This is a genomic window from Larkinella sp., from assembly GCF_965227735.1.
GTDB lineage: Bacteria > Bacteroidota > Bacteroidia > Cytophagales > Spirosomataceae > Larkinella.
Map to the genome: position 1 here is coordinate 6,684,209 of NZ_OZ245776.1, position 23,575 is coordinate 6,707,783.

General features: G+C 51.8%; 17 protein-coding genes. 5 read left to right on the forward strand and 12 right to left on the reverse strand.

Annotation, left to right across the window (positions count from 1 at the left end; genetic code table 11):
* Positions 1-15 precede the first annotated feature (15 nt).
* On the reverse strand, positions 16-888 hold the full coding sequence (locus tag ACO064_RS26220; RefSeq protein ID WP_421830150.1) for an AraC family transcriptional regulator: 873 nt from the start codon (positions 886-888) through the stop codon (positions 16-18).
* 299 nt (positions 889-1,187) lie between these two features.
* On the opposite strand from ACO064_RS26220, the gene ACO064_RS26225 reads away from it, so the two are divergent.
* Positions 1,188-2,306 (forward strand): Gfo/Idh/MocA family protein, encoded by a 1,119-nt coding sequence (locus ACO064_RS26225; RefSeq protein ID WP_421830151.1) that lies wholly within the window; start codon positions 1,188-1,190, stop codon positions 2,304-2,306.
* A gap of 24 nt (positions 2,307-2,330) precedes the next feature.
* Complete coding sequence (locus tag ACO064_RS26230) at positions 2,331-6,116, forward strand: PVC-type heme-binding CxxCH protein (protein WP_421830152.1); 3,786 nt, start codon at positions 2,331-2,333, stop codon at positions 6,114-6,116.
* Between the two features lie 80 nt (positions 6,117-6,196).
* Here ACO064_RS26230 and ACO064_RS26235 read toward each other — a convergent pair whose 3' ends face one another.
* From ACO064_RS26235 to ACO064_RS26245, 3 genes are all read right to left on the reverse strand, one after another.
* Positions 6,197-7,483, reverse strand: a complete 1,287-nt coding sequence (locus ACO064_RS26235) for a sensor histidine kinase (protein WP_421830153.1) — start codon at positions 7,481-7,483, stop codon at positions 6,197-6,199.
* Between the two features lie 433 nt (positions 7,484-7,916).
* Positions 7,917-8,375: a hypothetical protein gene (locus ACO064_RS26240; protein WP_421830154.1), complete on the reverse strand. Its 459-nt coding sequence runs from the start codon at positions 8,373-8,375 to the stop codon at positions 7,917-7,919.
* Between the two features lie 76 nt (positions 8,376-8,451).
* Positions 8,452-8,997, reverse strand: a complete 546-nt coding sequence (locus tag ACO064_RS26245) for an RNA methyltransferase (protein ID WP_421830155.1) — start codon at positions 8,995-8,997, stop codon at positions 8,452-8,454.
* 204 nt (positions 8,998-9,201) lie between these two features.
* Between ACO064_RS26245 and mutS the strand changes: the two genes are divergently transcribed.
* Complete coding sequence (gene mutS / locus ACO064_RS26250) at positions 9,202-11,889, forward strand: DNA mismatch repair protein MutS (RefSeq protein WP_421830156.1); 2,688 nt, start codon at positions 9,202-9,204, stop codon at positions 11,887-11,889.
* Between the two features lie 4 nt (positions 11,890-11,893).
* On the opposite strand, the gene ACO064_RS26255 is transcribed toward mutS, so the two are convergent.
* Complete coding sequence (locus tag ACO064_RS26255) at positions 11,894-13,018, reverse strand: hypothetical protein (protein WP_421830157.1); 1,125 nt, start codon at positions 13,016-13,018, stop codon at positions 11,894-11,896.
* Between the two features lie 198 nt (positions 13,019-13,216).
* Here ACO064_RS26255 and ACO064_RS26260 point away from each other — a divergent pair, with 198 nt between their 5' ends.
* Together ACO064_RS26260 and ACO064_RS26265 are read left to right on the forward strand one after the other, a co-directional pair.
* Positions 13,217-14,467: an MFS transporter gene (locus ACO064_RS26260; RefSeq protein ID WP_421830158.1), complete on the forward strand. Its 1,251-nt coding sequence runs from the start codon at positions 13,217-13,219 to the stop codon at positions 14,465-14,467.
* A 274-nt stretch (positions 14,468-14,741) separates the two neighbouring features.
* Positions 14,742-15,242, forward strand: a complete 501-nt coding sequence (locus ACO064_RS26265) for a DUF6036 family nucleotidyltransferase (RefSeq protein ID WP_421830159.1) — start codon at positions 14,742-14,744, stop codon at positions 15,240-15,242.
* A 99-nt stretch (positions 15,243-15,341) separates the two neighbouring features.
* Here ACO064_RS26265 and ACO064_RS26270 read toward each other — a convergent pair whose 3' ends face one another.
* The 7 genes from ACO064_RS26270 to ACO064_RS26300 form a co-directional block, all read right to left on the reverse strand.
* Positions 15,342-16,130, reverse strand: a complete 789-nt coding sequence (locus ACO064_RS26270; RefSeq protein ID WP_421830160.1) for a DUF1801 domain-containing protein — start codon at positions 16,128-16,130, stop codon at positions 15,342-15,344.
* A gap of 54 nt (positions 16,131-16,184) precedes the next feature.
* Positions 16,185-18,014 carry a cytochrome-c peroxidase gene (locus tag ACO064_RS26275; RefSeq protein WP_421830162.1) on the reverse strand — a complete coding sequence of 610 codons (1,830 nt, stop codon included), beginning with the start codon at positions 18,012-18,014 and terminating at the stop codon, positions 16,185-16,187.
* Between the two features lie 74 nt (positions 18,015-18,088).
* Positions 18,089-19,480: a hypothetical protein gene (locus tag ACO064_RS26280; protein WP_421830163.1), complete on the reverse strand. Its 1,392-nt coding sequence runs from the start codon at positions 19,478-19,480 to the stop codon at positions 18,089-18,091.
* 182 nt (positions 19,481-19,662) lie between these two features.
* The gene (locus tag ACO064_RS26285) at positions 19,663-20,157 is read right to left on the reverse strand and encodes a hypothetical protein (protein WP_421830164.1); all 495 of its coding nucleotides are present in this window, start codon (positions 20,155-20,157) and stop codon (positions 19,663-19,665) included.
* Positions 20,158-20,291: 134 nt separating this feature from the next.
* A complete protein-coding gene (locus tag ACO064_RS26290) occupies positions 20,292-20,510 on the reverse strand; it encodes a hypothetical protein (RefSeq protein ID WP_421830165.1) in 219 nt (72 codons plus the stop codon).
* 143 nt (positions 20,511-20,653) lie between these two features.
* Positions 20,654-22,261 (reverse strand): calcineurin-like phosphoesterase C-terminal domain-containing protein, encoded by a 1,608-nt coding sequence (locus ACO064_RS26295; RefSeq protein WP_421830166.1) that lies wholly within the window; start codon positions 22,259-22,261, stop codon positions 20,654-20,656.
* Between the two features lie 44 nt (positions 22,262-22,305).
* The gene (locus ACO064_RS26300; protein ID WP_421830167.1) at positions 22,306-23,472 is read right to left on the reverse strand and encodes a glycosyltransferase family protein; all 1,167 of its coding nucleotides are present in this window, start codon (positions 23,470-23,472) and stop codon (positions 22,306-22,308) included.
* Positions 23,473-23,575: the final 103 nt, after the last annotated feature.

A 23,575-nucleotide genomic window follows, 5' to 3' on the forward strand; every position in this document is an offset into this window, starting at 1 on the left:
GGCCGTTGGACGTTGTTAGACCGCCCGAACCGTGCGGACATATTCCGACGGTGTCTGGCCGGTAATACCCTTAAATTGCCGGTTGAAGTTGGAAAGGGTGCGGTAGCCACTTTCGTAACTGACCTGCGTGACACTCAACTTGCCTTCCATCAATAGTTTACAGGAATGGCCGATGCGGATTTCGGACACAAATTCCGAAAACGTTTTGTTGGCTCTGGCTTTAAAATAGCGACAGAAAGCCGGGGGCGTCATCCCCGCCAGATCGGCTACGGAATCCAGACTGATGTCGTCGTGAAAATGGCCCAGCACATAATTATGCACCTGTTGCATCCGGTCGGTCTCCGACGGTTTTACGGTGTTGGTATACCCCAGGCTAGTAATATACCGGTAGTCGACGGCGTGGGAGAGTTCGTCGAGCAAGCTGAGTAAAGTCATTACGCGGTTGAAATTAACCGGTTGGCTGGCTAATTTCTGCAAGGCTTCCTGTACCAGTTTCTGGGTTGGTCCGGTCCATTCGAGGCCCCGGCGGACGTGTTCGAGCAACTGCTGGATGAGGCTCATTTCCGGTTTGTCGAAGAAGTGATCACCCAGAAAATCCTCCGGGAAATAAACGACGATACCCCGGGTTACCAGACCGGAATCGCGTTGAAAAAACGCGTGATCGCTGCGCCAGAGATGGGGTAAATTCGGGCCAAGAAACACCAGATCACCTTCCGAAAAAGGCTTGATCGAGTCGCCAATAAACCGGGTTCCGGTTCCTTCCACCACCAGAAACAACTGGTAGTGCGGGTGAAAATGCCAGTTGGGGTCGAAGTGTGGTTCAACAAGCTCCTTCACAATGAAGGAAGATGCAACGGGTTCCAGGTCTTTTCGCAGGGCAATTCGCATAAGTTTGCTCTCTTTTGCTGTCTTTCACAAATTTATCAAACTTTTTTAGTTAAAATACAATCGGTATTTGACAAGAAAAGCCGAGAAGAATCGTAAATTCTTGCTTACTTTTGTAGTAATTGATTGAGAATAAATAGGAATAAGCCGGAATTGATGGATTTATTCATCCCAAAACTTTACAACCAGCAACCCAAATTATTAATTAATTTCATCACTCCACGGCTGCCACTCGTTAAAGTTGGTTGCAGGCCAGTTCTAAATCCAAAAGAGAGACGGGTCGGAAAATCCGTTCTACCAGTATGAAAATCAATATTGCCATCGTCGGACTGGGCTTCGGAGCCGAGTTCATTCCCATTTATCAGCGTCACCCGCATACGAACATGTATGCCATTTGCCAGCGCAACCCGGAGAAATTGAATGAAATCGGAGATGCTTTCGGGATCGAAAAACGCTACAGCAACATCGACGATCTGCTGGCTGATCCGAACGTGGACGCTGTTCACATCAATTCGCCGATTCACAACCACGCAGAACAGACCCTGAAAGCCCTGCGCGCCGGAAAACACGTGGCCTGCACGGTTCCGATGGCGACCTCGGTGGAAGAGTGCCTGGAAATTGTAAAAACCTGCAACGAAACCGGCAAGAAATACATGATGATGGAAACGGTGGTATATAGCCGTGAGTTTCTGTTTGTCAAGGAATTATATGAAAAAGGGGAGTTAGGGAAAATCCAGTTTCTGAAAGCCAGCCACCAGCAGGACATGGACGGCTGGCCCGGCTACTGGCCCGGTTTGCCACCCATGCACTACGCCACCCACTGCGTTGGCCCGGTGGCTGGTTTGCTGCAACTGGAAGCCGAATACGTGTCGTGCTTCGGTTCCGGAACAATCCGGGAAGAACTGATTCCGCATTACAACTCTCCATTTGCGGTTGAATCGGCTCACATCAAGTTTAAAGACAGCGACTTATCGGCTTATGTCTATCGGTCGTTGTTCGATACCGCCCGTCAGTACCGCGAAAGTTTTGAAGTTTACGGCTCACTGAAATCGTTCGAATGGCCGTTGATCGAAGGCGAAGACCCGGTTATTCATACCGCCAAAAAGCCCGAGCCCGAGATTCCGGAACGGGTGAAAGTACCGGATTTCGCGCACTATCTGCCCGCTGAAATTCAGTCATTCACGACCCAGGGGGTTTATAACGAAGAAGATAACGCCCACTTATCCTTCATTCAGGGCAGTGGTCACGGCGGTTCACACCCGCACATGGTGCATGAGTTTGTGTCGGCCATTGTCGAAGACCGCGACCCGTTCCCCAATGCCGTGCAATCGGCCAACTGGACGAGCGTGGGCATTCTGGCGCATGACTCGGCGATGGAAGGCGGCAAGCTGAAGAATCTGCCGGACTTTGGGAGTTTATAAAACCACGCGTTAAAACAACCCACTATGAAAAACTTTAATCTATTTCTGACCCTGGGGCTGGTGGTTCTGCTCACCGATTGCGCCCGTCGGCAACCGGGCAGCAGTCCGCGCGACATGGGTGGACGACCGGGCGTTTCGGCCACGAATCCCGACCAACCCCGGCGGACGGAAATTCTGTTTCTGGGCGATAACGGCCACCACCGCCCGTCGGAACGTGTGCCGGAACTGATGGCTGCCTTGGGGGATAAAGGTATTAACCTGACCTACACCGACCGGCTGGAAGACATCAATGCCGAGAATCTGGCGAAATACGACGGTTTGTTGATTTACGCCAACTGGGACAGCATTCCGCAGCCCCAGGAAAAGGCGCTGATCGATTTCGTGGCCGGAGGCAAAGGCCTGATTCCCATTCACTGCGCTTCGTACTGTTTCCGCAATTCGGCGGAATACGTCAAAATGGTGGGCGGACAATTCTGGCGTCACCGGATGGATACCATTCAAACGCTCACGGTTCAGCCCGGCCACCCGGCCATCATGGGTCTGAAACCGTTCAAAGCCTACGACGAAACGTACCTGCACGAAAAACTTCAGGCCGACAACAATGTGCTGGCGGTGCGCGACATCAAAGCGGATCAGGAAAAAGACCGGCCCGGTCAGAAAACCGAACCCTATACCTGGACGCGCAACTACGGCAAAGGGCGGGTTTTCTACACGGCTTACGGCCACGATCAACGGACGTGGAATGTCCCCGGTTTTCAGGATTTGATCGAGCAGGGCATTCTCTGGGCGGTTGGCGACAAGGTGAAAAAGTTACACGACGATCTGAAACCACAGGCGTTCCAGTATGTAGAGGCCAATCTGCCAAACTACGAAAAACGCTCGGGGCCGCAGATGCGTCAGTTGCCGCTTTCGCCCGAAGAGTCGATGAAACACATTCAGGTGCCGGTCGATTTTACGCTGGAACAGTTTGCCCACGAACCCGACGTGATGCACCCGATTGCAATGGCGTGGGATGAGCGCGGACGGCTTTTTGTGCTGATTACCAAAGATTATCCGAACGAACGGAAAGACACGGGAGGAACCGACTACATCCTTATTTGTGAAGATACCAACAAAGACGGCAAGGCGGATAAGTTCACCAAGTTTGCCGACGGCCTGAGTATTCCGACCGGTTTGGCGTTCGTCAACGGGGGCATCATGGTGTCACAGGCTCCGCACATGCTGTTTTTGAAAGATACCAACGGCGACGATAAGGCCGACGAGAAAAAGATTCTGTTTACCGGTTTCGGAACGGGTGATACCCATGCCGGCCCATCCAACCTGCACGTTGGTTTTGACAACTGGGTCTGGGGCTGCATCGGTTATTCCGGTTTTGTGGGCAAAGTGGGTGCCGATAGCCTCAAATTTTCGCAAGGGTTTTTCCGCTTCAAACCCGATGGTTCGAAACTGGAATTTGTGACGAGTACCTCCAACAACACCTGGGGGATGGCGTTCAACGAAACCGGCGATGTGTTTGGCTCGACGGCCAACAATTCCCACGGCTGGTATATGGCGATTCCGCACCGGTATTTTCCGGGCGGTCTGGGCAGTGGTAGTCGGGGTACCGACACGCATAAGGACATGAAACCGATTACCGGAAAAGTGCGGCAGGTCGATGTGTTTGGTGGGTTTACGGCGGCTGCCGGGCATAATTTCTACACGGCCCGGGCTTTTCCGAAAAGTTACTGGAATAAAGTAGCCTTCGTATCGGAGCCAACCGGTCATATTCTGCACCAGAACATCATGGTGAAAAAAGGGACCGATTTCGACGACAGCGAAGGACTGGGTTTCAACCTGCTGGCTGGGGCTGATGAGTGGGTCGCCCCGGTTTTTGCCGAGGTGGGTCCCGACGGCGCAGTTTGGGTCGTCGATTGGTACAGCTACATTATTCAGCATAACCCCACGCCGAAAGGGGCCCAGAATGGGCCGGGAAATGCGTACCAGACGGATTTGCGCGATTTTACCCACGGCCGGATTTACCGGGTTGCCTACAAAAAAGCCCCGGCTTACACACCTTTGTCGCTGAGCAAGGACCGTCCCGCTGAACTGGTGGCGGCTTTGAAAAACAACAACATGTTCTGGCGTCAGACGGCGCAGCGGTTGCTGGTGGAAAGAGGGCAGAAGGATGTGGTTCCGCAACTGCTGGATCTGGTGAAAGACCAGACACTCGACGAAATCGGAATCAACCCTTCGGCCATCCACGCGCTGTGGACGTTGCAAGGGTTGGGAGCGCTGGACGGGTCGGATGCCAATGCGCTGCAAACCGCCACGGCGGCTCTGAAACATGCCTGTGCCGGGGTTCGTAAAACCGCCGTTCAGGTATTACCCCGGAACGAGGCATCGGCCAATGCGTTGCTGCAAGCCAATGCATTAAATGACAAAGAACCCCTGGTGGTTTTGAATACGTTGCTGGCTTTATCGGAAATGCCGTTGACCCCTGCGGTAGAATCCGCCGTTCTGACCCGCCTGAACGACGCCAAAGAGGTGAATGACCGCTGGTTGCCGGATGCTTTTGCCTGCGCGTTGACGAGTCATGACGGGAAGCTGATGCAGACGTTTCTGAAGCAAATGGTGCAGAACAGCAAGACGGGTTCAAAAGCACCGGAGTCGATGAGCGGCCACCACGACCACGCGGCCATGACGGCTCAGGCCACCGCGCAGCCTGCTCCGACAATGGCTTCTTCGAGTGATAAACCGGATCTGGTGATTACGAAAGTGCGCACCGAACCGGCTTCTCCCTATGTACGCGAATCGACCCGCATTTTTGTCGAAGTGACCAACCGGGGCGGTGTCGCGATACCGGAAGGAACGCCAATTCCGCTGGCGGTCCGGATTGAAGGACAGGGACGGAAAACGGAGTATGTCAGCCAGAAACACACGGCTGGAATTAAACCGGGCGAAACCGTGGTCATTCAGGAAGGAAACAACGGTCCCTGGAATACCAACTTTACGGTTTCGTTTGAGACGGCCGGAGACTATTCGGTGGTGGCAACCGTGGATGGGAACAATGTCCTGGCCGAAGGAAATGAAAATAACAATGGATTTACGTACAAACTGACCTACCGTCCACCGCAGAGCATGAGCGCTTTTGTGTTGGAACGGGCGATTCGGAACTACACCTCGGCAGCACCGGCAGATGCGGTCGTCGGGTTGCTCCGGCTGTCACAACAGCTTGATGCTGCGGGTAGTACCGCCATTGTAAAAGGTATTTCCGACGGTTGGGGATTCCGGCGGAAAGCAACACTGAATGAGGCTGACAAATCATTTGTGGCCAGTTTGGTCACAACGATCCCGAGTGAAAACCGGGAGCGGATGAATCGGGTGTTGCAGGCCTGGGGAGTATCGGCCGAACCTGCCGCCGATCCGAATGTCGAAACCGTTCGTATCAAGCCAATCAAGGAAGCGTTGCAGTTTGACAAAAAGGAATTTACGGTGACGGCGGGCAAACAGGTTGAAATCATTTTCGAGAACACCGACGCCATGCAACACAACATCGTGGTCGGTAAACCGAAGTCGCTGGAGATCATTGGTGCGGCTGCCGATAAGCTGATTACGGCGAAAGATGGTGCAGAACGGAATTATGTACCGTCTATCCCGCAAGTAGTGGCATCGTCGCCCCTCGTCAATCCCGAGCAGACCTACCGGTTGAAGTTCACGGCTCCGGCCCAACCCGGCGATTATCCGTTCGTGTGTACCTTCCCCGGACACTGGCGGATCATGAACGGAATCATGCGGGTAAAAACCGCCCCGACTGAGAAAGCGGCTAAATAAAAGGAGTTAAAAGTTAGGAGTTAAGAGTTAAAGTTGGCTGACGCAAGAACAAAAAAAATGCGTCAGCCAACTTTTAACTCTTAACTCTTAATTTTTAACTCTTTCTGGCTTCGGATGGGTTGAACGGTTGGCTGGGGAATCCGGATGCTGAATGTGCTTCCCTGACCAAGGGCGCTGCTGACGCTTAATTTCCAGCGGTGGGCTTTCACGATCTTCTGTACGTAGCTTAATCCCAGTCCGAACCCTTTGACACTGTGACTGTTGGCTCCTGGTGCGCGGTAATACGCGTTGAAAATATGGGGCTGGTGTTCGGGCGCAATACCAATGCCATTGTCCTGAACGAAAAGAACGAACTGGCCATTTTCATTGCGGGTAATCAACTGGATGAACGGATTGGTGGGGGTGTATTTAACCGCGTTATCGACTAAATTCCCCAGTACATTGGTCAGGTGCAGACGATCGGCCTGCACGATCGGGTAATGCGCTTCCAGTTCCAGGTGCAGGTAATCGCCGTGCCGTTCTGCCAGGTGGAAAAGTAATTCGTGCATGTCGATGGGAACCTGGTTTAGTTTGAAGGCACCCTTGTTGTCGGAGCGGGCCACCGTCAAAACCGTCTCGACCTGCTGTTGGAGCCGTAAGGTTTCTTCCTGCACCATCCGGACATATTTCAACATTCGCTCGGGCTGTTCAATAATCTTGGGCGACGACAGCACATCGGCGGCAATTTTGATTGACGAAATGGGCGTTTGAAGCTCGTGCGTCATGTTGTTAATGAATTCGCGCTGGTCATCCGTCTGATTTTTCTGCGTGAGCATCCGGTAGAACAGGTATATGAAGAAGCAGGTGAGCAGCAGTACGATTAGAGACGCCAGAATCCAGTTGTCCAGTTGCTGGGTCAGATATTGAACCTGGTTGGGGAACCGGACGACAAAATAATAGGGCGATGACGTCGAAGGTTTATCTCTACCAGCGGCTACAGCGGGTTGATCCAGTTGCCGGGACGAGTTTTCGTAGATAATCTGTCCGGCATTGTTGTCATAGACACCATATTCGAACGTCGTCAGAATCTGGTGAATTTCCAGTTCAGCACCCAAATAGAAGTCCAGTTTCTTGGGATCGATTGGTGCATCCAGATTAACCAGATAATACGACGGAGACAAAGTAACGACCTGAACGCCAACGGGTACGCCGGTTTCAGGGCGGGCCACACGCCGGGCCACTTCACTCAGGGCTTTGGTAACGGTTTGCAGAAACTGCCGTTCGCGCAATTCATACGCCTTCCTGACCCAATAGACCTGCGTCGAGACAATGCCAACAATCGACAGGATGGACAGAACAATCAGAATACGGGTAGTCAGTCGTGACATGTGTTATGCCATGTTAGGTGGACTTGATAGACTATACTCCGTTTAGACGAATGAATCTTTTGAAAGTCAGCTATTCAAGGATTTTTTTACGAAAAACTTACACGTGTTAAGAGTTTGGTCTGGCGTCAAAGCAGGTGATGCTTAATCAATGGAGGTTATCGTAGTAGGATAGAGAGTAACAATAAAACGTATTTATCAGACGTTAAATATAAGATTCTTATAGTGCTAAGTAATTGAACAATAAGCAATAATTCAAATTTATGACAATAAAAAGTTGCAATTAACGTAAGCTGTAAATTGAGCGTGCAGCGATTCTTATCCGATATTTTATGTAAGTATCAGATTAAAAGGAGATTAGGGAAAAATAAAAAAAGCGTAGAGCAACCGCCCTACGCAAAAATAGTTTACCAGATAGCGGGGTAATTCCCCCGTTTCAGGATTCAGATGGGCTGGTTTCGGGGGCCGGTTTTGGAGCAGGCGATTTACGGGTTGCAGGTGTTGTACGGGTTGCCGTTGGTTTGGTGGTCGGTGCTGGTGCTGCCGGTTTAGGTTTGGCAGGGGCTTTGGAAGTGGCTGCGGCTTTGGGTGCCGGCGTTTCTTTTTCAGGTGCAGACGCCTTCGCCTGGCCGTTATCAGCCGCTTTCACGGTGGTTTTTTTGAGCTTTTTGGCGACTTTTTTGCCTTTCTGATCGGCTTTTTTCTTTGCCTTCGCAAGTTGCTTTTTCTTCTTTTCTTCTTCTTTCTTAAAGAGCTTGCTGACCCGGTCAGCTAGTTTTTCGGCGGCTTTTTCGATGGCTTTCTTTACTTTTTTCGACTGTTCGCCCACTTCAGTCAGTTTGGTTTCAATCGAACTTGCAATTTCAGTTGCCAGCGATTTTTTTTTGGTCTTCATATGGGAATGTTGTTAAGGTATACTGCGGTAAATAAAAAATCTACAAACAACTACGAAAGAAACAGGAAAAACAAAATCAGTGTGTTAAGTTTCTGTTAAGTTTTGTCAGAAAATCCCAGCAAACGATGCCCGCCGAAACAGCGATGTTGAGCGAATGTTTGGTGCCATATTGGGGGATTTCCAGGACCAGATCGGCTTTCTCAATAATACTCGAATTGACACCGGCAACCTCATTACCAAACACAAATGCAAACTTTTTGTTAGTCAGCGGCTCGAAATCCTGCAAACCGACGCTGCCCTCGGCCTGCTCGATGGCTGCGATGGTCCAGCCTTCCTGCTTCAACCGATCAATTAATGCAACTACATCCTGAACATGCTCCCAATCGACCGACTCGGTGGCGCCGAGGGCCGTTTTGGTGATGTCGCGGTGGGGTGGCGTACCGGTAATGCCGCAGAGATAGATTTTCTCCGCCCGAAAGGCGTCGGCTGTGCGAAACACCGACCCGACGTTGTTGAGGCTCCGGACGTTGTCTAAAATCAAAACATACGGGTATTTCTCAGCGGTTTTAAAGTCTTCGACGGTTAGGCGATTGAGTTCGTCGAGACTGACTTTTCTGGGCATTGGACTGGGGTTTTAACCGGGTGTGTGGACAGACGGTTGAAGAATAAAGAACCGTATTCATGTCGCGGCCGGTTGACGGGCCGAAATTTATATTCTTTTCCGGAAAGGACAAACAAATGAGCCTTTATCGACAACAAGCCGGGTGGGAGGACCGCCCTCTCCCTAAAATTTCGTATTTTTGTTTAAATTAAGCATCCGGAATTTGTGAAAAGTACCAGCACGAAGCTTGTCAAGAAAACGACCGAAACCCCCCTTAACCGGCAATACAACCAGATTAAAGTCAAATACCCCGGTGCCATCCTGCTTTTTCGCGTGGGGGATTTTTATGAAACCTTCGGCGAAGACGCCATCAAAGCCAGCCGGATTCTGGGCATTACGCTGACCAAACGGAACAACGGTGGAGCCAACGAAGATCTGGCCGGTTTTCCGCATCATTCGCTCGATACCTACCTGCCCAAACTGGTGCGGGCGGGCGAGCGCGTGGCCATTTGCGACCAGCTTGAAGACCCGGCGATGGCGAAAGGAATTGTCAAACGTGGGGTGACGGAACTGGTTACGCCCGGCGTTTCCTTCAATGACAACGTGCTGGATACGCGCCGAAACAACTACCTGGCTGCAGTTCACTTTGCCAAAGGATCGGGCGCCGACGCCCAGTTTGGCGTGGCGTTTCTGGACATTTCAACCGGCGAATTTCTGACGTCACAGGGCAATGCGGCCTATGCCGATAAACTCCTGCAAAGTTTTAATCCGTCCGAAATCCTGTTTTGTAAGAAATACCGCAAGGATTTTGTCGAACAGTTTGGCGATAAATTCAATACCTATACCCTGGACGATTGGGCGTTTACCTACGACTTTGCCTATCCCTTGCTGACCCAGCATTTCCAGACGTCTTCCCTGAAAGGCTTCGGCGTCGAAGGGCTGACCGACGGCATTGTGGCCGCTGGCGTCATTCTGCATTACCTGAATGAAACCGAGCACAAAGACATCGACCACATTGCCCGGCTGACGCGGCTGGAAGAGGATAAGTACGTCTGGCTCGACCGGTTTACGATTCGGAATCTGGAGCTGGTGGCGTCGCAACAGGATGGTGGTATTCCGTTGATTCAGATTCTGGATCAGACCGTTACGCCGATGGGGGCGCGGCTGCTGCGGAAATGGCTGTTGTTGCCGTTGAAAGACAAACCGCTGATTGAAGAACGGCTCAATACCGTCGAACTCCTCAAAACCGGCCACGGCGATGCCGCCCAGGGTGCCGATGGGCCGAGCCTGCGGGAGTCGCTGGAACTGCACCTGAAACAAATTGGCGACCTGGAGCGACTGATTTCCAAAGTGGCCGTCCGGCGGATTTCGCCCCGCGAAATGGTGCAGTTGAAACGGTCGCTGTCGCACATTTTGCCCATCAAAGAATTGTTGATCACGGCGCTGGCGCAGCAACCGATGACATCGTCGATTAAAAAATACGCCGATCAACTCAACGCCTGTACGTTTCTGGTCGATAAAATTGAAGCGGAATTGCGGGACGAAGCGCCAGTGCTGAGCAACCAGGGCGGTATGATCAAAAGTGGCGTCAATGCCGATCTGGACGGTTTGCATGCCATTGCCTTTTCCGGGAAGGATTACCTCGTGCAGTTGCAAAACCGGGAAGTCCAGCGCACCGGTATTTCGTCGCTGAAAGTGGCTTATAACAAGGTGTTTGGGTATTACCTGGAAGTGTCGAACGCCCACAAAGCCCGGGTTCCGGCGGAGTGGATTCGGAAGCAGACGCTGGTGAATGCCGAACGCTATATTACACCGGAACTGAAGGAATACGAAGACAAAATCCTGAATGCCGAAGACCAAATTTTCAGCATCGAACAGCGGATGTTCAACGATCTGGTGCTGGCGGCCGGCGAATATGTCAGCCACATTCAGCAGAACGCCCGGGTCATTTCGGTGCTGGATGTGCTGGCGTCGTTTGCCCGCATTGCCGAGAAAAACCGCTATACCAAACCGACGATTACCAATTCGAAGGTTTTGCAGATCAAAGATGGACGACATCCGGTGATCGAACAGCAACTGCCGCCCGGCGAACCGTATGTGCCGAACGACCTCTATCTGGACGACGAAACCCAGCAAATCATTATCATCACCGGTCCCAACATGGCCGGAAAATCAGCGCTCCTGCGCCAAACCGCTCTGATTGTGCTGATGGCGCAGACGGGCAGTTTCGTGCCGGCGTCGGAAGCGGAAATTGGCATTGTCGACAAGATTTTTACGCGCGTCGGGGCTTCCGACAACCTGTCGCGGGGCGAATCGACGTTTATGGTCGAAATGACCGAAACCGCCAGCATTCTGAACAACCTCAGCGAACGCAGTCTGGTCATCATGGACGAAATTGGGCGGGGAACCAGCACCTACGACGGCGTTTCCATCGCCTGGTCGATTGCCGAGTACCTGCACAACCACTCGACCTGCCGCGCAAAAACGCTGTTTGCTACCCACTACCACGAACTGAACGAACTGGCGACGGATATGCCCCGCATCAAAAACTTCAACGTGGCCGTTAAGGAAATGGGCAATAAAGTCATTTTCCTGCGGAAGCTGAAGGAGGGGGGAAGCGAACACAGCTTCGGGATCCACGTGGCGCAGATGGCCGGAATGCCGACGGGCATTGTCAGCCGGGCCGGTGAGATTCTGCAACAGTTGGAAAGTCAGCGGGAAGGGTCGGGCGATACCAAACGCGAAGCGTTGCGGGATATGCCCCGGGCGAGTGACATCACGCTCAAGATTTTCGAAGCCGGTGATCCGAAAGCAGAAGCCATCAAGGAAAAACTCCGCAAACTGGATATCAACACGCTGACGCCAATCGAGGCCCTGCTGAAACTGAACGAGTTGTTGAAGATGATTGAATAAATCCTTATTGCATGTGCCGCGACGCCATCTGGTGTTTCGCCAGCATCTTCTTCAGTTCTTCCGACCAGCCCAGGTACCTTTCGCCGTCCTTGGTATCGTATCCGTTTTTGATCAGGCCGTCGGCTTCTTCCATCGCCTGGTCGGGTCGGTCGAGGAAGTAATTCAGAACCATGAGGTTATAAAAAGCCGAATACCGCATTTTCTGGTTGCGTTTGTCCGAACCAGGGTATTTGGTTTTCAGCTCCTGAAAATAATCCAGAACGGGTTGGAGGTCGCGGCCGAGCTGATCGATGGGCTGGGTGGCGGTCATCCGTTTCGACAATTCCTTGACGGCTTTGATGGCTTCCTGCTGAATGGGATATTCGGGATGGCTTTTGGAGTCCAGAATCCAGAGAAATTCCCGCGTTTGAGTCGGCACGTAGCCATACCAGCGATTGGCATCCTCATTGACCCGAACGAGCGCATCGGTCACATATTTCGTAATCAGATCCGTCCGAATCGTTTGCTGGTTTTGCTCAATATACCGGCGCGCATCGGCCAGGTTTTTGTACTCCGTGGTGGTAAATGACAATTCGGTCGGAAAATAGCCGCTGGTGGTGACGCTTTTTTCCGGACCGGTTTGCGAGGCCGTTTGCAAAAACCGGTTGCTTTGCAACTCCTTCGCTTTCTCTTTTTCCTTGCGACTCAACGATTTTTCGTCGGTGCGGGCGCCGAGCACTTTGTAGTTGCCGCTAAAACTATACCGAACAATCATGCTGTAATACGTGATTTGGTCGGTGACCTTCCCGTCCTTGTCTTTCTTCTCCTCGGTGCGGGTTTTCGTTTCGCTTTTCTCAAACCGTACGTTTCCAAACTCCACCGTAATGCCAACCGCCGGGTTGTTTTCGACCCGTTGAAACCCCAACACATTGATTTTTTCGTACATCGCCGATTCCGGATAGGCCGATGCGACCGAAGGTGAACCCACGACCCGAACGCCAAACGTGCGGTTGTAGGCGGGGGTGTGTTCTTTCGGCAGAATCAAATAACCGGCGTCGAAATAAAAGCGGTCGAGGTCGACCTTCTGGGCCTGAACCCGTGGGCTGGCCGTAAAAAAAATCAGAATTAAGAGCGAGTAAAGCGGTTTCATGTTCCAAAGGTAAGGGTTGCGAAAACTGAAAATTGCGAAGTATTTATCAAACGTGAAAGAGTAGGGCTGAATTGATAAAAAATGGGATCGAATTGAAACTTATGCAACCAACATTTGACGCTAAATGCATTTCAATTAACTTCAAACCCGCAAGAGTAGCCCAATCTGAACGCATTCATCCAATTCTGACGTAACCCAATGACTCTCAAAACCCGCATTCAACTCTCTGTCATGATGTTTCTCCTGTTTTCGGTATGGGGAGCCTGGTACGGACAGATGAGCAAATATCTTTTTACCCAATTGAACGCGACCGGCGATCAGGTCGGCAATGCCTATACGGCTTTTTCACTGGCGATGCTGGTGGCACCCTTCTTCGTCGGTCTGATTGCCGACCGGTATTTTGCGGCCCAGAAAGTGCTGGGCGTCCTGAATCTGGCGGGCGCAGCCATTCTGTTTTTTCTGATTCAGGAAAAAGACGCCGATGCGTTTTTCTGGCAGATTCTGGCCTACTGCCTCACGTTTGCCCCGGCCATGTCGCTAACCACGTCTATTGCCATGCAGCAGATGAAAAATCCGGAGAAGGAATTTCCGGGCATTCGGGTGCTGGGAACCGTGGCCTGGATCGTCGTTACGAATATTGTGGGATTCCTGGGAATAGGCGATCAGGTAGCCATTTTCCAGATCGCTATGTACACGGCGCTATTTTTTGGCTTGTTTTCCTTCACACTGCCGCACACGCCCCCCAAAGCCACTGCCAGCGCATCCATTGGCCAGATTCTGGGTGTCGATGCGTTCAAGATGCTGAAAGACCGGTCGTTTGCGATTTTCTTTCTGTCATCGGTTCTGATCTGTATCCCGCTATCGTTTTATTACGCGATGGCCAATCCGTCGGTGACCGATGCTTACAAGGCTGCCTACCCGGGTGCCGATCCCAACAGTTTCAATGTTGAGAATATCATGTCGCTGGGGCAGGCTTCCGAGTTTTTTTTCATGCTTCTGATTCCCCTGGCGTTCACTCGGCTGGGCGTTAAATACATGCTGGTGGTGGGTTTGGTGGCCTGGATTATCCGGTTCCTGTTGTTTGGGTACGGCAACGCCGGTTCGGGCGAGTGGATGTTCTACATTGCCTTTGTTCTGCACGGTGTCTGCTACGATTTCTTTTTTGTAACCGGGCAGATTTACACCGACAACAAAGCCGGAGAGCGCATCAAGTCCTCAGCGCAGGGTCTGATTACGCTGGCGACCTACGGGATCGGAATGGGAATCGGGTCGAAACTGGCCGGAATCGTAGCCGACATCTACACGGTCGATGGCAAGGTGGACTGGACCTCGGTCTGGCTGGTTCCGGCGGGCATTGCTGCGGTGGTGCTGGTGTTGTTCATTCTGATGTTCAACGACCGGAAGAAAACCGTACCGGCGGAGGATGAGCTGGTAACGGGTCCGCTGTAACGCTTCGTAGTGTTAAAAAATTCAAAAGGATGCCGCTCTAACGGTGTCCTTTTTGTGTTTTAGCGGAAATTGACGTTGTTTGAGGTATGGAAAAGAAGAAGAGGATCACGGTTTATAAAGACCTGAATGACCCTCATAGGGAACAGGTGCAGTTATATGCCCGAATGACACCGGAAGAGAGATGGGAGGAGTATATAAAGATGCGCCGGATTTATATTGAACTGGGAGGATTTCAGCCAAAAGCTGGGCAAAGAATTAGAATAAGTAGGCCATCATGGATGTAGAAAACAGTGATTTTCTCCAATTTGTAGCATCTGCCGAAAAACAGCAGTTAGAATATATGTTGGTTGGAGGGCTTGCCCTCTTGTTAAATGGGGCCGTTCGTTTTACCCAGGACGCTGATTTATGGTTACAACCAACTAATGTAAACAAGGAGAAATTATTGAAAGTATTGCAGGATCTGGGCTATAGTCAAGAAGATACAGCGATGATTGGTTTACTCGATTTTACAAAACCGCAAATTATAAGGATTGATCTGGGGCCAATCGACATAATGACACGCGTTCATTTTCGATTCAATTATGAAGACTGCCGAAGTCGAGCGCAGGAGTTCATTACGAAAGCAGGCCATCGAATTTGTTTCATTGGTATCAATGACTTACGTGAAATAAAGATCTTGGCACGACGACCGAAAGATTTAAACGACGTGCTGATGATTGATGAAGTGATAGAGGAAAAGAAAAGACTTGGCGAGAATAAGACAGATAATAGTTAGAAAATAACAATGAAGCCGCACCCATGGATGTAGAAAAGCAATTCTATCTCATTTTCTACGACCGGGTTTATCGGTTTGGGTTGAAGTAAAACCCTATGTTCATTTTTCTACCAGCCTCAGCCATTCCTTGATCGCCGTTTGCAATGCGGCTGCTTTGGCGTCAATATCTTCCTGCGTCGTAAATACGGCAATTCGGCGACCGTCTTCATACGTTCCTTCGAGTAATCCGGAGGGGTCAGGGATCTTGGCTCCGGTGGGAAAAACCAGCATGATCTTTCCTTTGTGAAGATTAAAAACCGCCAGTTCCCGTTTGTATTCCTTCGGATCGGACGGTTTCATGTCGCCAGTGTAGTAAAAACTCGGGTTGTTCCACTTGATGCGTTCGCCAATGTCGGGATCAGTACTTAAAAAGAGTTGCCGGATGGACTCAACGAGCGGACTCAGTTTCGGATCGAGTTTTTGAATATGGTCCGTTACCTGTTCCGTGTCGGAAAGCTTCGGGGTTCGGGCGGCTGGTTTCTTTTTCGGTTTTGCTTCGGCGAGTTGCCGGTTTTCAGTCACTCTAAATTTGACCACTTCGGCAATCAGATCCAGCGGCATGGGTTGGTCGATCGGAAATTGAACCGAGCCTTTCGCACCTTTATACACCGACAGACGTTCCTGAAAGACTTCAATGCCGGATGGAGTTGGATAAAAGCCGATGTGGTTTTTGTAGCCCGCAAAATGAACCAGATTTCCCTCTAGCGTAAACGTCGGCATGCCATAATTGATGGTCTCTTTGGCCTCAGGTGCAGCTTTCCGAATCGTTTCCCGAACCTGCTCAAGGAGTTCCCGCGTTTCGGCAGGAAAGTCGGCGATGTAGTGATCGATCGTGGTAGGCTTGTTCATGAGCAGTGTTCAATTCACCAAATTTAGGCTAATTTGTGAAAGATACAACGCGTTCTAAAGCTCCTTCTGTTTCAGGGGAGTAGGTAAATCCGTCAGCGTTTTCAGAAAAGCCAGCAACGCATTTTTTTCAGTTTTGCTTAGGTTCAGCCGGTCAGTTGGCAGGGTTTGGTTGGCCAGTTCAATGCCGAGTCCATAACCACCACCGCTGTCATAAAAATCAATCACTTCGTCCAGGTTCTGGAACACCCCATTGTGCATATACGGCATCGTGGCCGTACTGTTTCGAACGGTCGGGGTTTTGAAGGCGTACTTGAGCGAAGGCAGTTTGGTCAGGGCATAACGGCCTAAATCGGGATCGATCTGTCGGGATTTGGGGTGAATCGGTACGCCGATTACTTCGGATTCAGTTTTTGTAAAACCGGGTGGAATCGTTCCGTTGAAAAGGGGCATAAAATGGCAGATGCCGCATTTGGCTTTGCCCATGAACAGATTGAATCCGTTGATTTCTTCCAGACTCATCGCGGCTTTTTCACCCCGCATGTAGCGGTCAAAACGTGCATCCAGCCGCACCAGTGAGCGTTCATACGCCGACAGGGCGTTTTGAATCTGCACCGGGCTGATTCGACCGTCGGATTGGGGAAAAGCCCGCCGAAACCGCTTCACGTAATCGGAACTAACCTGCAATTTTCGGGCGGCTGAGTCGAGCGAACCGTGCATTTCATTTACATTATGAACAACATCGAGCGACTGGTTTTCAAGGGTTTGAGAACGCATGTCGTAAAACTGGCTGTTTTGCAAAGCCGCATTGATAATCGTCGGCGTATTCCGCAGTACCAGACCCGAACCGGCCAGCGTCGTATTTTTTGGTAAACCGTCGGTAAAGGCTTTGTCGGGCTGGTGACAACTCGCGCAGGAGCGGGTGTTGGTAGCCGACAAAATCGGGTCAGAAAACAGTTTTTCGCCCAGTAGCACCTTGGCTTGGTTGGTGCGCATATCGGCGTTGGGGGCCCAGAAATCGGCGTTGAATGCCCCCGGTTCAAACAAAGTGGCGGCATCAGCCCGCAAGGCCCGGACTTCCGTAAAGGTCTGAACACCAATCTTTTTCTGGTAAGCGAGCAGTTCCCCGGAAATGGGATTAGCAAAGGACAGAATGAAGTGAGCCCGGTCGAAAGCGTCGAAATCAGAATGGGTAGTCAGATAGATTGCGGCTTCCTGAAGGCGGTTTTTTAGAATTTCGGAAGAGTCGGTGGCAGGATAAAACGCCAGATACGACCGCAAACTGGTCAGCGAAACGGCCGCTTCGGGCATGGCGGTTCGGCACAGGGGCGTGTCGAAACCGGCAATGCCCAGCGTCATGATCCGAAAAACTTGTAGCCGCAGCGCGTCGAAAACGTGGGCGTCGGTTAGTTCCGTGGCGGTCCAGACCGTTCGGATGCGGGCCAGTTGATTCCGCAGATTCCGAATTTGCCGAACCAGCTCCGGTTTTTCGGTGATGGTATCTTCCGCAAAGAGCAATTCTTCAATCACCTGAAAACCGGCGGGTTCGAAGGCTTTGGTTTCTTCTACTTCCACTTCATCCAAAGGTGTCCCGTTGATCAACCGGCTGGTTCCGGGCAGGTAATATTCCGTAAAATGCTCCAGCTTTTTAAACCGCTGACGGCAATCGATGAAGGCCAGCCGGAGGCTATCGACCGGAGCCGACGCTTCCGCCAGCGGCAGCAGCCGACCCGCTATGAGCCGTTCCAGGGTATCCAAATCCTGTGTAAAGTGCTGGCGAACCTGGTCTTTTGGTTGTCGGACGGGCCGCGACGATTTTTCAATCCAGCCGAATAGAAGAATACTGACCACGACCGCTCCGGCAAATAAGCCGACTGTTTTTTTCATACCCGGAAAAGGAGAAATTGAAAAACGACAACCCGCCTGTCGGATGGCAGGCGGGTTGTTGAAGACAGGTTTAGTTATTTCTGTAAACCTTGCAAAATCACAACTTGGCCGCCTTCTTTGTTGGTACTCAGACCGCTACCGTCCGGATTAGCGTAGCTGTCGCTTTGCCAGGTGTGCGGGTGCAGGTTGAGCAGGAACGTGTTCGGAACGCCGGTTAACTTCGAAACGTCATACATCGCTCCGTATTCCCAGGAGCTAAGCTGCTGGTTGTTCGCGGGGTTGTATTTGCTGTTGAACGTCGGGTCCGACCGGCGGTGATTCATTTCCAGAACGGCTTTCAGTTCCTTTGTGGCCATTGAGTATTGCCACACCCGCCCATCGTGTTTGTTATCGGCGTAATACGAATCGCCATCTTCCTGAATGTACACGTAGTTTTCGGTAACGCACAGGTTATCCGGGTTCACGATGTTGTTGCCCGGATCGACACTGCCGTCGGCAATGACCTGGAGAGTGCCTTTCAACGGATCATTTTCTTTCAGGTTTACTTGGTAGACCCGGCCCCACATGGTTTTACCCGTCACCGGCGTTTTCTTGTCGGCCTGGCTAACCCCCGTTGCCGTGAAATAAAACTCCCGTCCGCGTTCACCACCGCCCCCTTTGCGGTAGTCGACATCTTCGACCCGGGCAAACTGAACGGCTTTTTTCTCCACCGACTGGGCCGCAATCTGCGCACCTGTTGAGGCTGTCACGTTATCAACTTCCACAAATTCAATGTCATAAACCGTACCCGGCACCATGTCCGTTTCAACCGGATTCTGGTTCACCCGACGCAGAAAATAGAGCTTGCCATTTTGCAAATCACCAACCGAATTGGATACATAAGCCAGTACCTGGCCGTTTGAATCGTCTTCGCCAATAATAATGACGGTTTTTCCCGGAAAAGCGTCTTTCGGCAGCGGCACGGCATTTTCCATGCTGGCTTTTCCCAACGCGGGCAACACCCGGTTTTTATTCTTTTTATCGGGCGAACCCAGCGGATCAATGGCGTGCACCATCGACTCGGCTCCGCTTTCACCGGCGGTCAGAAATACCGGGCCAAAACCGTGTTCTTCCGGGGTGGTCATCGTGGCCGAACACAACCGCCACTGGCCTCCTTCATAATCGACGATATATTCGCCTTTGACGGGTTTGAAGGTTTTGTCGAGAAACACCCGCGAAACCGACTGGTGGATTTCGTGATTGTTGATCAGAATGAAGCCTTCGCCGTTGGGGTTTTTCAACAAACCGGCTCCGTCGGGCTGGGCACCGAAAACAAAATCGGGCGATTCGTCCAGTTTGTCATCGCTGCTGATGAGTGGGAATACCGAAAGGCTTTCAAAACCGGGCAGTGTTTTGACCAGCGAAGGGTTAACGGACCGCGTTTTCAGTTGAACCGCCGACGTGTCGGGGGTTTGATGGTCTTGCACGGTACAGCTTGTCACAACCAAACCGGTTGCGAACAGAAGGGGAGAAATTCTCATGGATAAGAAGCTATTGTGACGTAAAATTGATCATGCAAAGAAGCCCATAGCCTTTTACCCCAGTTTTAAGAAAAGATGATGACTGGAAGAAATGATGGTCTGTCGAATTAACACAAAGACAACCGCATCTAGGGGTGATAATCTGCCGCCACCCGGTATTGAAGATGCCGGACCTGCGACTGCAATTCGGCGAGGTGTTGAGAGAGTGAACGAACCGACGCTTTCTGGTGCAGTAGCTGCCGGAATTTCTGACACTGATCCAGGAGCAGAGGCTGGATAACCGACGAGTGAGGGGCTAACACGGTTTCGCGGGACGACGACAGGAGCGTAACTTCCTGCGCCTGCTGCCGGAGTTGTTCGGTCAGGGCCAGCAGCACGGGTTCCGGTTCTCCGCTGATCACCGCCAGCCGAAGCCCGTTTACTGAAGAATCGAGCGAGGTAATGGATTGCAGATGAAGTTGTTGGAATTCCCGGTCGATTCGGTTGGTTGGCATGGGTTCATTCGCCGGAGTGGCCAGTCGGGAGAAACGCCAGGCTCCCCACCCGGCCAGACTCATGAGCAAAACTAACCAGAATGCCTGGTTGAGTCGTCGGAGCAGCAGTTCACGCAGAGATTGAGTCACGCAACGGGTTTAGGAATGTTTGCGTAAAGGTGCAACGCGAAAATGACCCCAGCGTAAAGGAAATGTGAACGGTTTGCGAAGTTTTTAACAAAAAAAAGCAGTCCGGAATACCATCTTCCGGACTGCTTTTTTAGTTACTGAATGGCTACTGCGGTCTTTGCTTTTTTCGTTTTCTTGGCCTTGAGCTTCTTTTTCTCTTCTTTTTTTGTCACTTTGATCAGTTTGGCGGCCAGCTTCTTCGCCGATTGCTGAATCATCTTTTTCACTTTCTTCGATTGTTCACCAATTTCGGCCAGTTTTGATTCGACAGAAGTTGAAATATCGGTAGCCAGTGCCTTCTTTTGGGCCTTCATACAACGTGTTGGTTTGATGGTATTTCTGAGAATAAAAAAATCTACAAACAAATACAAAAAATTAGCCGGAAACAAAAGCCCAATGTTAAGTTTCTGTTAAGGTTTTAGGCTGTTTTTGCCCACAAATCAGGCTGTTTCCAAGTCTATTTTTCAGAAACTGCCGAGGCTTCGACTACCTTAAAAACCATGTTGCCGGTAAATGTCCGGCCGTAGGCATCCCGGGCGCGCACTTCGATGGTGTGTTCGCCAGCGGGCAGGTCACCGCCCAGTTTGGCTTTCCACAAATGCGTCGACAGAACGGGTGCTGTAGGTTTCGTACCGCCCAATGGCTGTTCGGCGGAATCATACCGATACCGAACGCCGAGCAATCCCGGATCGGCTTCCTCGACCCGAATCATTGGTTTCCAGACTCCCTGCCCAATGCGGTATTCGAGCGAATCGCGCTTGCTGCCCTGGAAGAAGTTGGCATACAGGTCGTTACGGCCAACCTGCCCTTTGGTGATCGCTTTGGGCGCATACAAACCAATCTTGTAGGTTTCGGGCTGGTTGGCAATCCGGTAGTCGAACGAATATTGATTGCCGTTAAAAGTCAGGAACATATAGCCTTTGGGTGTTCCATCGCGCATGGTTGAAACCGGTACGCCCAGCGCGTTGTTTTCGCCGGAATACCAGTCGCCCGAGGTCGTACCGACATTATATTCGTGGTGCGGATTGGCCCGGTCCAGCCCGGCTTCCCTGCCGTAAAAAAAGTGCTGCTGAATGTGCGTGTGGGCCGAAAGCGACAAGGTGTGCGGAAAGTTTTTGAGCGTATTGAACAACCGCTGGCGGTCGGCTATCCGAAACGATTCCCCCGCACCCTCGCTGAACAGCGGAATGTGATGACACAAAACCACCAGATGATCCTTCGGTACGTGTTTTAAGTCGTTTTCGACAAACGCCAGTTGATCGGGGCGCAAACCGCCCTGGTAGCCATTCTGGTCGCGCGGGTCAGGGTAGAGAATGTCGTCCAGAACAATGAAATGCACTTTCCCCTGCGTGAATGCGTAGGTGTTGGGGCCATACATGGCTTCAAAACTTTCGTCCGACAAACTATCCGCTTTGACATCATAGTTCATATCGTGATTGCCCATCACCTGAAACCACGGCAGATCGAGTTTGCGAATGATGGTATTGTAGGCACCGAACAGCGCCGGATTGTCGCCCACCAGGTCGCCGAGGCTGATCCCGAACCGGAAATTGCCGGTTTTGCCCTGAAGTTCGGAAACTACTCCCCGGTCGAAATGGGCAATCTGCTCCGTGGTGTAGGCTTGCGGATCGCCGAACACCAGAATTTGGTATTGGTCCGGCTCGTCTTGTTTAGTGAGTGCGAAATCGACGGATTTGGGCAACGGGCCGGTGGGGGCCACGCCCGGGAATTTCAGTTGCGGAGAACCGTTCGGTTTGTGCCGATAAAAGAACTGGGGCAAATTTTGCGCGTTGACGGGCAGTTTGTAGCCCGTCGGCTTGATTACAAAAAGAATATGATCCAGCCCGACCGGCAGTTGATACTGACCCTTGGCATCTGTCAGCACCACCTCACGGCCATTGGAAACCGGAACCTGCGCCAACCCTGGTTCGTTGCGGTCTTTTTTGCCGTTCTGGTTGCGGTCTTCAAAAACAAAACCCTGGGCGGTATTTTGGGCGTGAGCCAGCACCGAAAGTGTCATCAACGCACCGGACAGAAGCCCGCGTAATGTAGGATAGGAAAGCATGTTTGAAAAAGAAAAGAGTATACCGATTTAGTGATTCAATGTAATCATTTTGTGGTGAAAATGCTGCCATTTCCAGCCGCAGACAGGGTCTTCGACCGCTGTCTGGGCTTTCGGTTGGAGCTTTCCGGGTTGACCGCCCGGTTTAAAGCTGCCAGAAATAGGAAATAGCCCCGCCCGTGCCAGGCCCGGAACTGCTCGCTTGCGTCGGCATCATAGTGGGGCATAAAATCAAGCAAACGGCTCAGATCGAAAGTATTGGAGGCAACGCCAACCCCGGCCCGCTGACCATCCAGCGCATTGCAGGCCTGCTCAAAATGGTTGGGTTGGGGAATCATCAGGACGGGTTTTTCCAGGTAAAAGGCTTCGCAGACGGCTTCAAAACCGGCAGTGGTCACCACCGCCCGGCAAGCTTGCATGGCCTCCAGAAACCGTTGGCTGTGAATGGCGTGGAAGGTGAGCGTCGCGTCGATCCGCTCTTCTGTCGCCTGTGTTCCCGTGTGAAAACAACGCATCGGCAGATCCGGGTGTTGCTGATGGGCCTTTACCAGTTGGGAAACCAGCCCCGGCTGTGTGGTGTAAGCCAGCAAAAAATCGCCCTGGGTCGGATGGCGTTCGGTGGCTTCCCGGCGCAGCAGGGGAGGAACCACGCGCACCCGGCTGCCGGGCACATCGGGCTGCTGATCGAAAGACAGGGCCAGCAGTTCCCGGGCACCCCAGGCCGTTAGCCGGGAGGTAAGTTTAAACAGCAGCCGGTCCAGAAGCTGACCTTTCGGAAATGAAAACCGGGGATGAAAAGCCAGATACTGGTGGGCCACGCAGAGCATCGGCACTGTCGGGCGGTAAAAACCGTAGGTCAGTCCGCCCAGCAATTCATAAAAATTGATGACCAGATCCGGTTTCAGGGTTTCAATGGCATCCCGAATCTGACGCATGCTACGCTGGTAGGTTTGGGCGTTTAAAACCGCCTTCAGTGCCGTTCTGGAAGGTTGCAGCGCATGGGTCCGGGTGTGGTAGACCAGACCGGGGCTGGGCAGGGGCGTGATCGGAGCCGGGAACTGCTCGCTGAAAAAGGCAGGGGTGGGGCGGTTTTGGGTTACCCCCACCAACGCACCAACCACCTCATGACCAGCGGTTTCGACCAACTGGGCAAATGAAAGAGCCTGCGTCAGGTGGCCGCGACCTTCTCCCTGTACCAGAAACAATAAGCGCATGAACGTAACTTTACGGTTTTCGGAAGCGAAGCTACGTTGGCAGGGTTACATGAATTTTACGGTCCGGTTATCAATGCGTGCGCATCCGGCGGTTTTTTACGAC

Coding starts and splice junctions, on each gene's coding strand:
- ACO064_RS26220 (WP_421830150.1), bottom strand. CDS start 888: ATGCGAATTGCCCTGCGAAAAGACCTGGAACCCGTTGCATCTTCCTTC.
- ACO064_RS26225 (WP_421830151.1), top strand. CDS start 1,188: ATGAAAATCAATATTGCCATCGTCGGACTGGGCTTCGGAGCCGAGTTC.
- ACO064_RS26230 (WP_421830152.1), top strand. CDS start 2,331: ATGAAAAACTTTAATCTATTTCTGACCCTGGGGCTGGTGGTTCTGCTC.
- ACO064_RS26235 (WP_421830153.1), bottom strand. CDS start 7,483: ATGTCACGACTGACTACCCGTATTCTGATTGTTCTGTCCATCCTGTCG.
- ACO064_RS26240 (WP_421830154.1), bottom strand. CDS start 8,375: ATGAAGACCAAAAAAAAATCGCTGGCAACTGAAATTGCAAGTTCGATT.
- ACO064_RS26245 (WP_421830155.1), bottom strand. CDS start 8,997: ATGCCCAGAAAAGTCAGTCTCGACGAACTCAATCGCCTAACCGTCGAA.
- ACO064_RS26255 (WP_421830157.1), bottom strand. CDS start 13,018: ATGAAACCGCTTTACTCGCTCTTAATTCTGATTTTTTTTACGGCCAGC.
- ACO064_RS26260 (WP_421830158.1), top strand. CDS start 13,217: ATGACTCTCAAAACCCGCATTCAACTCTCTGTCATGATGTTTCTCCTG.
- ACO064_RS26265 (WP_421830159.1), top strand. CDS start 14,742: ATGGATGTAGAAAACAGTGATTTTCTCCAATTTGTAGCATCTGCCGAA.
- ACO064_RS26270 (WP_421830160.1), bottom strand. CDS start 16,130: ATGAACAAGCCTACCACGATCGATCACTACATCGCCGACTTTCCTGCC.
- ACO064_RS26275 (WP_421830162.1), bottom strand. CDS start 18,014: ATGAAAAAAACAGTCGGCTTATTTGCCGGAGCGGTCGTGGTCAGTATT.
- ACO064_RS26290 (WP_421830165.1), bottom strand. CDS start 20,510: ATGAAGGCCCAAAAGAAGGCACTGGCTACCGATATTTCAACTTCTGTC.
- ACO064_RS26295 (WP_421830166.1), bottom strand. CDS start 22,261: ATGCTTTCCTATCCTACATTACGCGGGCTTCTGTCCGGTGCGTTGATG.
- ACO064_RS26300 (WP_421830167.1), bottom strand. CDS start 23,472: ATGCGCTTATTGTTTCTGGTACAGGGAGAAGGTCGCGGCCACCTGACG.